The 13,365-nt window shown below is 43.5% G+C and carries 12 protein-coding genes; 2 read left to right on the forward strand and 10 right to left on the reverse strand.

Annotation, left to right across the window (positions count from 1 at the left end; translation table 11 throughout):
* Positions 1-22: 22 nt before the first annotated feature.
* Together M5J74_RS17915 and M5J74_RS17920 are read right to left on the reverse strand one after the other, a co-directional pair.
* Positions 23-1,318: a folylpolyglutamate synthase/dihydrofolate synthase family protein gene (locus M5J74_RS17915; protein WP_250012651.1), complete on the reverse strand. Its 1,296-nt coding sequence runs from the start codon at positions 1,316-1,318 to the stop codon at positions 23-25.
* A 24-nt stretch (positions 1,319-1,342) separates the two neighbouring features.
* Positions 1,343-1,504: a hypothetical protein gene (locus M5J74_RS17920; protein WP_250012652.1), complete on the reverse strand. Its 162-nt coding sequence runs from the start codon at positions 1,502-1,504 to the stop codon at positions 1,343-1,345.
* A 120-nt stretch (positions 1,505-1,624) separates the two neighbouring features.
* Between M5J74_RS17920 and M5J74_RS17925 the strand changes: the two genes are divergently transcribed.
* On the forward strand, positions 1,625-1,858 hold the full coding sequence (locus M5J74_RS17925) for a hypothetical protein (protein WP_015155438.1): 234 nt from the start codon (positions 1,625-1,627) through the stop codon (positions 1,856-1,858).
* A gap of 122 nt (positions 1,859-1,980) precedes the next feature.
* Here M5J74_RS17925 and hrcA read toward each other — a convergent pair whose 3' ends face one another.
* The gene (gene hrcA, locus M5J74_RS17930) at positions 1,981-3,069 is read right to left on the reverse strand and encodes a heat-inducible transcriptional repressor HrcA (RefSeq protein WP_015155439.1); all 1,089 of its coding nucleotides are present in this window, start codon (positions 3,067-3,069) and stop codon (positions 1,981-1,983) included.
* A gap of 518 nt (positions 3,070-3,587) precedes the next feature.
* Complete coding sequence (locus M5J74_RS17935) at positions 3,588-3,932, reverse strand: rhodanese-like domain-containing protein (RefSeq protein WP_250012653.1); 345 nt, start codon at positions 3,930-3,932, stop codon at positions 3,588-3,590.
* A 77-nt stretch (positions 3,933-4,009) separates the two neighbouring features.
* Between M5J74_RS17935 and M5J74_RS17940 the strand changes: the two genes are divergently transcribed.
* A complete protein-coding gene (locus M5J74_RS17940) occupies positions 4,010-5,758 on the forward strand; it encodes a DUF3352 domain-containing protein (protein WP_250012654.1) in 1,749 nt (582 codons plus the stop codon).
* A gap of 274 nt (positions 5,759-6,032) precedes the next feature.
* On the opposite strand, the gene M5J74_RS17945 is transcribed toward M5J74_RS17940, so the two are convergent.
* The 6 genes from M5J74_RS17945 to M5J74_RS17970 all read right to left on the reverse strand — a co-directional run bounded on the left by M5J74_RS17945 (position 6,033) and on the right by M5J74_RS17970 (position 13,322).
* Positions 6,033-6,317 carry a Uma2 family endonuclease gene (locus M5J74_RS17945; RefSeq protein WP_371934055.1) on the reverse strand — a complete coding sequence of 95 codons (285 nt, stop codon included), beginning with the start codon at positions 6,315-6,317 and terminating at the stop codon, positions 6,033-6,035.
* Positions 6,318-6,338: 21 nt separating this feature from the next.
* Positions 6,339-6,719: a DUF2358 domain-containing protein gene (locus tag M5J74_RS17950; RefSeq protein WP_106171187.1), complete on the reverse strand. Its 381-nt coding sequence runs from the start codon at positions 6,717-6,719 to the stop codon at positions 6,339-6,341.
* Positions 6,719-7,288: a hypothetical protein gene (locus tag M5J74_RS17955; protein ID WP_106218721.1), complete on the reverse strand. Its 570-nt coding sequence runs from the start codon at positions 7,286-7,288 to the stop codon at positions 6,719-6,721. Before M5J74_RS17955 ends, M5J74_RS17950 begins: the two co-directional genes overlap by 1 nt.
* A 115-nt stretch (positions 7,289-7,403) precedes the next feature.
* Positions 7,404-8,975 (reverse strand): HEAT repeat domain-containing protein, encoded by a 1,572-nt coding sequence (locus M5J74_RS17960; RefSeq protein ID WP_250012655.1) that lies wholly within the window; start codon positions 8,973-8,975, stop codon positions 7,404-7,406.
* Between the two features lie 334 nt (positions 8,976-9,309).
* On the reverse strand, positions 9,310-10,767 hold the full coding sequence (locus tag M5J74_RS17965) for a tetratricopeptide repeat protein (RefSeq protein WP_250012656.1): 1,458 nt from the start codon (positions 10,765-10,767) through the stop codon (positions 9,310-9,312).
* 575 nt (positions 10,768-11,342) lie between these two features.
* The gene (locus M5J74_RS17970; RefSeq protein WP_250012657.1) at positions 11,343-13,322 is read right to left on the reverse strand and encodes a PstS family phosphate ABC transporter substrate-binding protein; all 1,980 of its coding nucleotides are present in this window, start codon (positions 13,320-13,322) and stop codon (positions 11,343-11,345) included.
* Positions 13,323-13,365 lie beyond the last annotated feature (43 nt).

A 13,365-nucleotide genomic window follows, 5' to 3' on the forward strand; every position in this document is an offset into this window, starting at 1 on the left:
AGGGGCGCACATCTGTGCGCCCCTACCCAGCAATGCGTAAAAAATATCCAACCAAATACAACGAACCACAGAGAATCATTAAATTTGATGATTTTGTCGCCGCTTCTAATCCAGCGAAGAGATCTGGATAGGTGTGACACGTAGCTAGTTGGGGACATTCACGGGCTAGCTTTGCTAGTGTTTCAGGATCGGCAGTACTATGATCTGGAACAGGGACGAGATGTAACTCATCCTTGGGGCGCAATAAGGCGCGTAAAATATCTGCATGGTCTTTGGTAGATAGCATCCCCATCACCCAACAAACAGGCTGTTCGAGGGTATCGACGTATTGACGTAAAGCTCGCGCCGCTGCTGGATTGTGCGCCCCATCAATCAAGAGTTTACGTCCTTGCCAAGTCGTCCATTGCAAACGCCCCAACCATTTTGCTTTTCCCATCCCATTTGCGATCGCCTCAGCCGAAATTTTCCACCCTTGTTGCTGCAAAATTCGTAAAGCTGCAATTGCCAAAGCGGAATTCATCAACTGGATGTCTCCTAACAGAGGTAGAGGATATTTGATGTCGTTGGTTGTTGGTTGTTGGTGCATCTTCAATTCCGAATTCCGAATTCCGAATTCCGAATTCCGAAATTCTGCCCAACCTGGTTTAATTTGACGCGAGGGTAGGGGAAAGACAGCGGGACAATCGAGTTTTGCAATGCGCGATCGCACGACGGTTTCTGCTTCTGGGGGTAATTGTCCGATGACTGCGGGACAGTTGGGCTTGAGAATTCCTGCTTTTTCTCGGGCAATATCTGCTACGGTTGGTCCTAGCTGCTGCCAGTGTTCGCGACTGATGGAAGTAATCACCGTGACTAAGGGGCGATCGCAAACGTTGGTAGCATCTAATCTTCCTCCTAACCCAACTTCTATGACTGCGATATCTACCTGAACTTGGGCAAAGTACAACCAAGCCGCAGCAGTAATAATTTCAAATTGAGTTGGGGTTTCCTCGTCTAGCGAAATTGCCTGCTGTACTTGTAGCAATATTTGCTGTAGGGTTTCTGGTGCGATCGGTTGTTCGTCTAGACAAATGCGTTCCGTCCAATCTACCAAATGAGGAGAAGTATAGCGCCCAACTCGGTAACCTGCTTCTTTAAGTACGGCAGACAGGTAAGCGCAGACAGATCCTTTACCGTTCGTTCCTGCTACGTGAATGACTGAAACTTGCTGCTGAGGATTGCCCAAATTAGCCAGCAGTTTTTGAATTCGTTCTAAACCAAGATGTACGCCGAAGCGCTGATATGGTTTCAGGATAGAGTCAATGTTTTTGTCGGTCATTGGTCAATGGTCATTTGTCATTGGTTAATTGCAGCCATTCTCCCTTGTCCCCCTTGTCCCCCTTTGCCCCCTAATCCCCACTCCCTTCGGTCGCGGGGACCCCGAGTTCCCCCTTCGCCCCCTAATCCCCACTCCCTTCGGTCGTGGGGTCCCCGAGTTCCCCCTTGTCCCCCTTGTCCCCCTCACTCCTCACTCCTCACTCCTCACTCCTCACTCCTCGTGCATCCACTTTTTGACAGATGCAGTTCCTATTTGGGTAAGTAAGGTGGTTATTAGTTACGATTTTGAATTTCGGAGGGTAAATCTATGACTGCTACTGGAAGTGAAAGAGCAATGAGCAATTTAGAATATGATTTGCTCACAGCGTTACATCATAAGGCTGAAGCTGTCAAAGCATATGAAACATACATCAATGACGCTCAGTCAATGGATTCTCAACCTTGTGTAGAGTTGTTCCAAAAATTACGCGAACAAGATAAACAGCAAGCGCAAGAGATCCGGCAACATTTACAAGAAGTGATGCAAAAAGGCAAGATGTAGAATAGTCATTGGTCATTGGTCAAAAAGGTGCGTGTAAAACACTTATGTAAGGGCGGGTTTTGACCAAAAATTTATAACTCAGGTTGTCAATCTCTTTGCTAAACTCGCCCCTACTGACTTCGCTAGTTGCTTAATGCATCAGATAGATAATCAGCAGCAGCTTCGACTATGGCGATCGCAGTTTCGTAATCTAAACGAGTTGGTCCTAAGACTCCTACACTACCAACGGGAACTGTACCGCGTCGATAGGTAGATGAAATTAGGGTACAACCACGAATAGGTTCGAGCGTATTTTCTGAACCGATGCGAATTGTGACTCGCCGCCTGGAGTTAGAATCTAATTCCGGTTCTTCAAAAATAAAAGGTAGTAGCTGCTGCTGTTCTTCTTCTAATAGATGTAGAATCGTTTGAACTTGCTGTAACTCGGCAAATTCAGGCTGACGCAAGACTTCGGATACGCCTCGGATGGCAATTTGCGTGCTAGCCGGGAGTGGCTGAGTTCGCCGACAAATATCTGCAAATACAGTTTTTAAGCGATCGCCATATTGTTGAAATTCGCGGTCTAATTGATTCCAGTCAAGTGATGCTAATTCATACAGCGATCGCCCGCGCAGTTGGCTATTGAGGAAGTTGGAAAGTATTTGTAGCTCTCTTTCTATAACTTCTGGTTCTGATTCTAAGACTGTTTCCGCTTCTGAAGTCGGCAAATCTAACAAGACTGATTGGGTTTCATAAGTATCGGTTACCACAATCAACATTATCCGCCCTGACTCAATTTGAATCAGTTGAATGTGGCGTAACCGTGCCATATTAGCGCTAGGCATGGTAATTAAAGTAATGCACCCACTCACCTTGGCTAAAATCTGCGCTGCGCCTCTTAATAAAGCTTCCAAGCTCCAATCTTCCCACTTTAATTGCTCTTGGAGTAGCTGTTCTACCTGTCGTCCCCAGACATCGGAAGGAGTTATGAGGCGATCGACATAAATTCGGTAGCCAGAGTCAGATGGAATTCTTCCCGCCGAGGTGTGAGGTTGATAAAGTAAACCAGCTTTTTCTAGCACTCCCATCGCGTTACGAATGGTTGCAGAACTCACGCCGAGGTTATATTCTTCCAATAAAGCTTTGGAACCCACGGGTTCGGCAGTGGCGATGTAATGTCGTACCGTTGCCCAAAGTATATGCTGTTGGCGATCGTTTAGCTGCACTTGCATAGGTGAAATGAGAATAGTGAGATGAGAAGCGAATTTAAGAAATGTAAATGTAATCTCTAGATTTTTTTAATTTTTAGTTATTCAAGATAGCAAAAAAGATAGACCGTGTTAAATAAATACAAAGTTATATTTCGATTGTGCCTCAACTCCTGCACGGTTTTAGCTATTTCTCAAGAAAGATACCCTGAGTCTACATAAAACTTACTGTCTGTCAATATATACATGTTAAATCTTATGACCTATATCCGGCAGAGTTAAAACTTCTACCTAGACAAATTCGACCGGAGCTATACTCTGTGTAACTTCGGCAACCCTAAATCTAATATAGACTGTACTTTTGCTTAAAATTAAAAACTGTTTGGTAGCAATTATTACTGAAAGCGATTGGAATGGGGAACGGGAAACAGTTAGTAGTGAAGGGTTTGACGGTTGATGGTTGGCAGTAAACGCTACGCTACACTGCGTGAAGACAGTTGTTGCTCCTCTGCTCCCTGCTCGTGCGCTCCCTGATAACTATCCTAGTATCTAGGAACAGATGGATCGATCTCAGTGGAGTAAGCATCAATTCCCCCTGCTAAATTTCTAAGATTTGTAAAACCTTGACGGCTCAACCACTGGCACATTTGAGCCGAACGAATACCGTGGTGGCACATAACTACGGTTTCTACTTGAGGATCGAAGCGTGCGGGGATAGAATCAGCCCAATCAGCAAATTGACTCAAGGGTAGAACTTCAAACCCATCAATACGAGCGATCGCGACTTCATCCGGTTCGCGCACGTCGATCAATTGCAATTGCTCTCTAGCATCAGAACTTAACATCTGAGCCAGTTCTTCTACACTAATTTGGCTAAAAGGATTCATAATGAGGGGCTGTGGGTTAGGGACAGTGACCAGTGACCAGTGACCAATGACGATTAGCAAGACAGTTGTAAATTATCATGAAGCGAAGCTTATTTTTTTCTGCCATAGCAACTGTTGTGGTGGTGCTGCTACTAATTGGCGTTGGCGGTTTTTATTGGATTAATAGCCAAAGTCCTCTCAGCTTACTACGAGGTGGTACGACAAATACACCAGAAGCAGCGATATTTGTGCCTAAGCAAGCACCTGCAATGGTATCTTTGCTAGTCAATCCAGAAAAACTAGAGTCTTTGCGGCAATTGGCAGCGCGTCCGAGCGATCGCAGGCAGTCGCGTCAGGAACTAGAACGCTTTAAGTCTAGTTTACTAGCTAGTAGCAGTCTCGACTATCGCCAAGATATTCAACCTTGGTTGGGGGAAGAAGTTACTTTGGCTTTGACGAGTCCAGATATCGATCGCGATGCGACAAATGGCAATCAGCCAGGATATTTAATGGTATTAACTAGCAGAAATCCAGCTAAAAGTAGAGAATTTTTACAATTATTATTTTCCCAACGAGCGATCGCGGGTAGAGATTTAGTTTCAGAAACTTATCAAGGTGTTAATATTTTCTCCGATCGCGATCGGGTAAATGCAGGGGCGCACAGCCGTGCGCCCCTACAAGAACGAATCTCTCTTGTCGGCGCAGCAGTGGGCGATCGCTTTATTTTATTTGCCAATCATCCTAAAGTATTGCGAGAAGCAATTAATAACGTCCAAGCACCCGATCTGAGTTTGAATGATTCTGCTCAATATCAACACGCATTAAGTTTATTACCTACTGAGCGAATTGGCATAATTTTCCTCAATTTGCCTCAAGTGACAACTTTGTTGGGGAAAGAACCGCAAGAGCAAATTTATGATAGTCAAATTATTGGCTTAAAATTAAATCCACAAGGAATTATCGCAGAAACTTCAATCGCTGCTGCTAATCAGATAGAACTCGCTCCCACTGGCAAGATGCTATCTGAACCCGTGCAAGCATTACAATATTTACCTACTACAACCAATTTAGCGATCGCGGGTTTAGATTTAAGCTATTTACAAAATACCAACTTAAATCAGTTGTGGAGACAAATTACAACTGTCTTATCTGGTTCTAGTAATGATGCAATTTCGCGCTTAATCGCTCAACCTTTAGCTAAATTACAAGATAGCTGGGGTCTAAATATCTCGCAAGATATTTTTAGCTGGGTGCAAGGGGAATATGCTTTAGGAATGCTACCCCAAAAAGATGCTAGTACGAGTGCTGATTGGATTTTTGTTGCCGAGAAGTCTGAAGGAACAGATTTAGCGATCGAGCGCTTTAATGCAATTGCTGAAAATCGAGGTTTAAGTATTACACCTCTATTTTCTGGAGAGCAAAAAATCTATGCTTGGACGCAGTTAAATACAGTTCCATCTAGTCCATCCGAGTTAGGCGATCGCTCGTTACTCACTCTTAAAGCTAAAGTTCAAGGTGTTTATACTACCATAGATAAATACGAAATTTTCACGTCTTCAGTTGCAGCAATGGATGCAGCTTTAAAAGCAGCAGAAACCGATTCTTTATTGAAGAGTTCTCAGTTCCAATCTGCCATAAAAGCTATTCCTCAGCCAAATCAGGGTTATCTATATTTGGATTTACCTAGAAGTCGAGAAATTTTAGAACGTCAATTACCTTTAGTCAAACTATTAGAAGTGGCAGCAAAACCATTTTTTGACAAAACACAATCGATTACTGTAAGTAGTTATGGCGATCGCACCGACGTGCTTCAGGGTAGTATTGTTTTGCGCTTAGGCTCGAATTAATGTCTTATCTTGTTTGCAGCAAGGAATTACTGAGGCAAAAGAACTATGCAGATTCCTACTTAGCACTACAATGACTTACAACAACTTGGGGTTGATTTTGAAGATCTCGCAGATGCTTTTGAAACGCACGTTCGGGAAGAATACAGCACTTTTACTTGGATTATAGAAGGAATGCTGGCTCGCGTTGGATTTGAATTTGAATCAAACTATCTTTCACCAACTATGGCTGAATATATCTGTCGGAAAAGATGAAAGAGCAAAATGCGATCGCGATTTAATTTTCTCCTTCCTTAGCATCAAATTTGACTTGGCGATAAAGTGCAGTTACAGGTAAAGATAACCCTACACTTGTCAAAGTTATCGTATCTTCTGTCGCGTAAGGATAAAGCACCCACAAACCTTGTTCGTTGCGCCGAAAACACTCTACACCAATTTGTTCGGAATCGATTAAAACATATTCCTGCAAAGTTTCCAACTGACGATATCGAGCAAACTTACCACCGCGATCGTATGCTTCTGTAGAAGGGGAAAGAACTTCGACAATTAGGCAAGGATTCAGTTACCCATTACCCATTACCCATTACCTATTACCAAAATGCTGTTTTACCACATCTAATCGCGAACAGTTCCAGTAATCGATATGGGAATCAATTAATCCTTGGGGATTGAGGTGTAACTCACTCCAGCCAGGAATAGCAATGCGGGGTTTCCAGGGGAGGGGAGTATTCCAACTCAACGTCCACTCTGTCTTGATGGTGTCTTCTTCCTGGCGAATATCATGTAAATCCATCTTGACTGCAATAAACCAGGTGTTGATGAAATTAATCATCTGTTTGTATCGCTCGACACCACGAAAACGGTTGAGGGGATCTTGAAAAAAGACATCTGAAGCATAGATGCTATATGTCTGGTTGTCTGGGAATCTTTGGTAATCTTGCCGGAGGATTTGAATAATATCCATTATGGTTCTACTTCCAACCACAACCTTTCTAGCTGATATTTCCATGCTGCCATGACTTGCTCCCGCGACTCCGCTGCTTGTTGTAAGTCGCCTAGCAATCCCTCGTCGTACATTCTGCTCAGATTTTGCAGGGTAGCTTCTAGAGATTGTCCTTGCTGCTTTTGCGCTGTGACGATTTGCCGTAGTTTCGTTTCTACCAATTGGCTAAATGCATTTGTTAACCCCGCTTGATTTAAGGAAATTAAGCGCGCGATCGCCTCGGTAAAATCTGTCGTACTCAAACTTTCACGACTGTGCTGAAAGACTCCCCACACGACTCCTTGATGTAAGGCGTAGCGCACTTCCTGAGTTTCGTCAAAGTTAGCTTCGAGTAACTGTTCCAAAAACGGTTGAGCTGCCTGCGCCGATAAAATTGGTAACAATACTCGCAGCCAAGAGCGATCGTCTGATAGCAGTACTAACAAGCGAAATTCCGGTGTTTCGATTTGCCAGGAACCAGGAGCGATCGCTTGTACAGGTGCAGAATGAAATAAATCTGTTAGGGTGTTGGCAATTTCTTCGGGTGTCATGAATTGCTAATACTATCGTTCTTATACGAGTAGTTTAGCTAATCAGTTGTCAGTGTAGAGACGTTACATGTAACGTCTCTACAAAGTTGTCAGTCCATTTCCGATTTCCAATAGCTCATACAGCCTGGATCTGTGACGGTGATTTTTGAGCGATGCCAGCACGTTGACTCAGTTCTTCAGTCACAAAGCTAGGAACTTTTACTGTTGCTTGTAAAGCCATGCAGCAGTCTCGTACAGATAATAAAAATCTCTTCATCGCCACGCAATCGGGAACGGTGTCTACTCGCGCCAAGAACTTGCGCCAGTTGTTTTCATTGTCGCAGCATAATTCTACGAGATATTGGCTAGCTAGATATTCTGCTAACAGATCGTGAGTAAAGCGCACTTTATCTTGTGCCTTACCGATCGCTTGCAGCAAACCGAGATTCTGTTCTAAATGTTCTAGGTAAATTTTAGCTGTATCGTATCCTGCGATCGCCCCAATCTCACTGAGTAATTGTTCGCGTTTGACTGCGGCTGGCTGAAATGTCTGCTTGATACATTCCCAGGCGATCGCTTTGGCATATTTTTGCACGCTGTCTGCTTCTAACAACGGCACATCAGTAGGTTTGCTTGCAGAATTAGATTGAGCGAGTGCCTGCTGTGTCTGAGGATCGAGCGTTTGGGTAGCAAACCAAGCATTCAGCACTCTGGGATGATAGTGGAAAAAACCAACTAAAACTAACCAGTTAATTGGCAATTTCATTCTGCCGGAAAAACCAGGTAACCCAATGCTAGAGTATCGTTGTAATGCATTGTTGATACCTAAAATCCACAGCGGACGCTGCCAGAGGAGTAGCGACCAAAATAATGTCAGCGTAGCGATATATACTACACCAATTGGTAGCCATCGATACTGTGAAAGCAATTTCAGTCCGTTCTCGCTCCAATTGGGGTATCGATGCGATTTGAGTATTTGCGATGACTGACGTAAGAGCGCTACCTCTGCTTCTGGAAATAACTCTTGACTGGTTTCAATAATTTTCAGCGCCGTTTCCAATTCTCGAATGTCTCGTTCTAATTGGAGATAGGAAAGCGTTGCGGCTCTTTGCTGCCAGCCAGTTGCAATTTTAGCCCAAGCATAGATAGCGTTCGATCGCACCGTGCGATCGGGATCGCGAAGCGTCTGGCTCAGTGCGGGAACGGCACTTTCTGCTGCTGCTCCCATGCTACCAATTGCAGATACGACCATCGATCGCACCGATCTATCTTCATCTTGTAGTGCGACTGTGAGCGCGGGGACAGCACTTTCTGCTGCTACTCCCATACTACCAAGCGCGTATGCTGCACTAGAACGTACTACGGGACTTTTATCTGCTAAAGCTGTAACGCTCAAAGCCGGAATTGCCGAGTGTGCCGCTGCTCCCAGACTTCCCAAAGCGGCAACCGCATTAATTCTAATGTTTTCGTCCTTTTGTTGTAATTCTTGACTCAATGCTTTTACTGCGCGATCGCCACACTTTTTCAGCGCTGCTACAGTAAATATCCATTCGTTAGTGTTGCCTAGTTTTGTTATATAAGAATTAATTTCCCGATCGGAACATGCTTCTGCTCTTACTATATCGATTGAAAGGAAATTGAAACAGAAGCAAAAACTAGATATAGGTAACCACAGAATTATTAATTGCAACTTGCGGCTTTTCTTCATACATTATTTCGGTAAATCTGCTAGCACTCAACCTATAAATTGCCGATTGGCTGTTGGTTATTAAGCTAGCTTTTACTAGTAGTGCGCGTCTCAAGACTGTAACGTTTTTTCTCTGACAACTGCATATTATATAAACGATCTTGATAGCGTTGTAAATTATTATACAGCCAATTCACTTCTAGTAAAGACTTTTTTAATGGAAGAACTTCTCTGAACGCAACACTCATCAAAAAGAGGCTAGAGGCAAGTTGCCAATCGAACTGCAAATTTTGAGCAGCTATCAATGCTACACTTTCCCCTATACGGACAGAGAAGATTTGAGGGCTAGCCGCAATTATCTGGAGTATAAAACCGATCGATCGCTCTTGAGTTCTGTGGTTTTTGCTCCTTTCAACTTCTGATTTTCTTGAGAAGAATTTAAGGTTTTTTTGGCTAAGGTGCGAATTTGTGGTTTCAGAGCATCTGGAGCTGCTTCTTCTGCTTGCTCAAATAACTGAGCCGCACCTTGACTATCTTTCTGAATTTGACGCAGCACGGCTTTGCGTACTAAAGCTTTAAGGTTATTGTTTTGTCTTGCCAAAATTTGGTCGTAAGTTTTTTCTGCACCAGCAGCATTACCTGTTAGCTCGTATTGCTCTGCTAAACGCAAACGCAAATCTATATTATCGGGATTGTTTTGCACTAGTTGTTCCAACGAAGCGATCGCTTTATCTAGTTTTCCAGCTTGTTGTAAAGCTTCAACATCGTACAATGCTTCACCCGTGCGAATCTGTGAAGTAGACCGTTGGTAACCGAGTAGGGACAATAGGGCTATTCCAACTATACCAATGCCAAGGAACCACCAGAGTTTCGACCCCATTTTCTCTCTAACAGAGGAGCGGCGATCGCTTTGAGTACTCGGTTTGCGGTTAGAATCGAATAAAGATTGCATCACTCCGTTAGGGTTCTTCGAGCGAGCGTTGGCATCGCCAGGAATAATGCGATGAATTAATCCCAAAAGCTGATTCTCTGCACTGGAGCTATGTATTTTGTTTAGCTCCCATACTAACCAAAGAAAAGCGATGGCTGTTCCTTTGGGTTTGAGAGTTACTGTGTTGTTTTCTCGCACTAGAGGTATAGAGGAATGAAAAATCTCGTAGCGCGCTTTGACGGTATTGAGATGAGCGATCAAAGGTTCTAATTTATTTTTTATGACTTTTTGAGTTGTTGCATTAGATTCTAATAGATCGTACTTAGTTAGCACTATAGCTAATGGATAATTTAATCCATTGAGATAAACTAAGCTCGTCAATGCCATGACTTGCTCAAAGATATTTTCCAATACTTGAATGTAAGCATCGCTGTGCCTGAGAGCGTAGGCATCAATAAACACGCAGCAGCCATGCGAGTTAAACACGAGTTCGCGAAAATCAGAGTTGTGAACGTCGCAGATTTCGCCAGGGATATCATTCCAGCGGAAATGGCATACTGTTTTTTCACCCCAAAAGCTTTGTCGTTTTAGGTTAAAGCTGAAGTTGACGACTTTCATCGTCGGTGGTGGATACTGATCCGTCTGGTCTATATATTTAAGAATTTTATCTACGTTTTCCTTTACCTGGTTGTCTTGGCATTCAAACCATAATTTGTGCGGCTGCTTTTTGGAATTTTCAGTCTGTAGCTCCGTATAGCTACCGACGAGGAAAACCGTTTTTCCTACGCCTCTTTGCCCAATGCTTAAAAGATTAAATGTTCTGTTTTTTGGTAAGTTTTGAGGTAACACGGTTAGATGCTGCTTGCGAAGTTTCACTGACATAGTTGGTTTGGCTCTATAGTTTTTGTAACATTAGCTTAAGTGCTAGGTGAGATTGATTAGCAGCAGCATACCACTAAGTTATTATTCCTGAAAGTTAAATACCATACATCACTATTCACTGCATCGCTAGCAAATAACTCCAAGGATTACACTTGATTTTGCTGCGGCAGCAGAATAAATATATTTGCGGTCAATCTACCTGCAATTCTGACGCTACTCCTAAAAACGCACATTTAGACTCTAAAGAGATTGCATATAGCGCGTTCTAGTTGAACGAGGCGTGCAACTCCGTGAAGTTCGCAGCCGTGTATCTCCATAATGTCTTGCATTTGAATAAAACAGTTGTTGGCGGTTATTAGGCTGACAAACCCTCTCTTTCGAGCATAGTGGCAAGTCATCAGCTAGTCCACTGTTTTAAAGAAAAAACTTAGAGTCTTCATTGAGCATTAGAGGCAGGCTAGACAATTCGTAAAAGCCAATATATTTAGATAAAAAAAGATTATCCGATAAAAGAAATCTCCAGACGTAAAAAAATAGATTTTTTTCACTTTTGCGAGTATTTAAAAGGTAAGATCTCAGCGTAGGCGCAAGGGGGCAAAACCAGCTTGCTCCACGAGTTGCTGTCCTTCTTCAGAAAACAATAAATTTGTGTAGGCAATCCCAGCGCGTTCGTCAACGCTGCCATCTCGCTTGACGATGATGTAAAGGCGACGAGTTAAGGGATAAGTACCGTTAGCAAAAGCTGTAGTATTAGCGACATTTTTGCGTTGCAGATCGAAAGGAGAAACAAAGCCACCGTTACTCGCAGCCAGTGGCAAGGGAGAGATGGTTGCTAAAGAAATAGGATCTATGCTCTGCTGGCGAACTGCTTCTGAGGCAGTAGCGTAGCTGATTCCGCCTGGAGTTTTGGCGACGGTACGGATAGCATCGGTTGTCGTGTTAACTAATCGCACGTTGGAGCCAAAGTTTTCTTCTGCTAGAACTTTTTCTTGCAGAAAATTAGCAGTACCGCTGACTTGAGGATCGCGGCTAATGGGTACGATCGGTAAATCCGAACCACCGAGTTGTTTCCAGTTAACGATCTTCCCAGTGAAAATATCTTTAACTTGGGACAGAGTTAACCCGGTAACGGCAACTTGAGGATTGGCATATAGAGCAATGCCATCAATCGCCACGGGAATTTGTTCTAAAGTAAAACCGAGTTGTTGGGCTTGTCTTAATTCTGCCGCTCGAATCGGGCGAGAAGATTGTGCGAAGCTGAGTTTACCTGTTAGCAACATTTGGATGCCTACGGTAGAGCCATGTCTATTTTGATAAGGATCGGTGTAGAGTAGTTCAAATTGTGGCTGAGCTTGGGCAATCGTCGCGACAGTTGTGGGCGATCGCAGTGGCGCAAAAGTGGTAGAGCCACCATATCGAAACGTACCTAAAGGGACGTTAGGAACTGCTGCCAAAGCTTTGTAGTTTCGATCGCGCTTGACTTGCGATGCTACGTAGACTCGCGAATCGGTATTAGACATACCCGAATGCATCAGACCGTATAGCGAAAACCCGAGCGCTACCGCACTTGCTAAAATGCCAACTTTGAGCCAAAGTTGAGAGTTTTTATAACCCCAAGTCAGGCGTTCGGCGTTATTATCAACTGTTTGTCCTAATGCTACCGGCTTCAAATCGACTGGGGAGAAGTTATTTCCTGCTAATGCCCAGCGACCGGAGTTAGAATTTGCTGACACAGAGTGGCGATCGCGGCTAGCAGTCGATTTTTTTTTGTATTTAGATAATAAATTTGTCGAGCCCTTCTGAATCACACTTTCTGACTCTCGATCTTTACCTAATGATTGTTTGTAGAACTGATACAACGGTAACTTGGGTTTTGACTGACTCTTAGAGGCGATCGGATCGACTGCAATAGTCGCAGCATCTGCTGTAATAACATGCCCCGGTTCAAGCCCTAAGCCATCAATTGCATAACTAGTATAAATAGAGAGATGCGCCATTTGCTGCTCGTAAGTTCTTTCTGGAAAATCGACGGCACTTTCCTGTGCGTCAATCGGCACAAATAGCTCCAACAAATTTCCTTGGCGCAAGTCTGTATAGCTTTGCTGTCGCAGGTACAGAGGAGTTGACACCCCTGCTTTTGCTGGTTGGTAGTCCCACAAATTTGATAAAACCTTGGTTTTTATATATGCGCGAGGTTGATGTCGATCTAAGATTGTTACTGGTCCTCGCTCCAAACAAGTAAATATATTTGCTAGTTGAAAATCAAACAGTGGTTCTGAAATGTAATAACAAATAAAATATGGTACGTTGCCGCGTCCTAGCTCGTCCACGCCATCGTTGTATAACCAGCCAAACAAAGTTTGCTCTGAGTCGATTTGATATATGTAAGCCGCACGATATTTGGGTTCTGGAGGATTGTAAGAATCCCAATGTTGGGAAACTACATGTTGCAAGAAAGCTTGCTGAATTTCTGGCGAAACCTGCGGACTGCAAACAGTTTTGAATCCTTTGCCTGCAAAGCTGGTATAAACAAGTTGACCGAGAAGTAAGTACATATGTCTAAATTTAAAAAGCTAAATGCGGCTACCTATGTTGAAA

This window comes from Chroococcidiopsis sp. CCNUC1 (assembly GCF_023546805.1).
Taxonomy (GTDB): domain Bacteria; phylum Cyanobacteriota; class Cyanobacteriia; order Cyanobacteriales; family Chroococcidiopsidaceae; genus Chroococcidiopsis; species Chroococcidiopsis thermalis.

What these genes read in the sequence shown, in the direction of transcription:
- M5J74_RS17940 (WP_250012654.1), top strand. Translation starts at nt 4,010, where the DNA reads ATGAAGCGAAGCTTATTTTTTTCTGCCATAGCAACTGTTGTGGTGGTG.
- M5J74_RS17955 (WP_106218721.1), bottom strand. Translation starts at nt 7,288, where the DNA reads ATGACACCCGAAGAAATTGCCAACACCCTAACAGATTTATTTCATTCT.
- M5J74_RS17915 (WP_250012651.1), bottom strand. Translation starts at nt 1,318, where the DNA reads ATGACCGACAAAAACATTGACTCTATCCTGAAACCATATCAGCGCTTC.
- M5J74_RS17950 (WP_106171187.1), bottom strand. Translation starts at nt 6,719, where the DNA reads ATGGATATTATTCAAATCCTCCGGCAAGATTACCAAAGATTCCCAGAC.
- M5J74_RS17960 (WP_250012655.1), bottom strand. Translation starts at nt 8,975, where the DNA reads ATGAAGAAAAGCCGCAAGTTGCAATTAATAATTCTGTGGTTACCTATA.
- M5J74_RS17935 (WP_250012653.1), bottom strand. Translation starts at nt 3,932, where the DNA reads ATGAATCCTTTTAGCCAAATTAGTGTAGAAGAACTGGCTCAGATGTTA.
- M5J74_RS17970 (WP_250012657.1), bottom strand. Translation starts at nt 13,322, where the DNA reads ATGTACTTACTTCTCGGTCAACTTGTTTATACCAGCTTTGCAGGCAAA.
- hrcA (WP_015155439.1), bottom strand. Translation starts at nt 3,069, where the DNA reads ATGCAAGTGCAGCTAAACGATCGCCAACAGCATATACTTTGGGCAACG.
- M5J74_RS17965 (WP_250012656.1), bottom strand. Translation starts at nt 10,767, where the DNA reads ATGTCAGTGAAACTTCGCAAGCAGCATCTAACCGTGTTACCTCAAAAC.
- M5J74_RS17925 (WP_015155438.1), top strand. Translation starts at nt 1,625, where the DNA reads ATGACTGCTACTGGAAGTGAAAGAGCAATGAGCAATTTAGAATATGAT.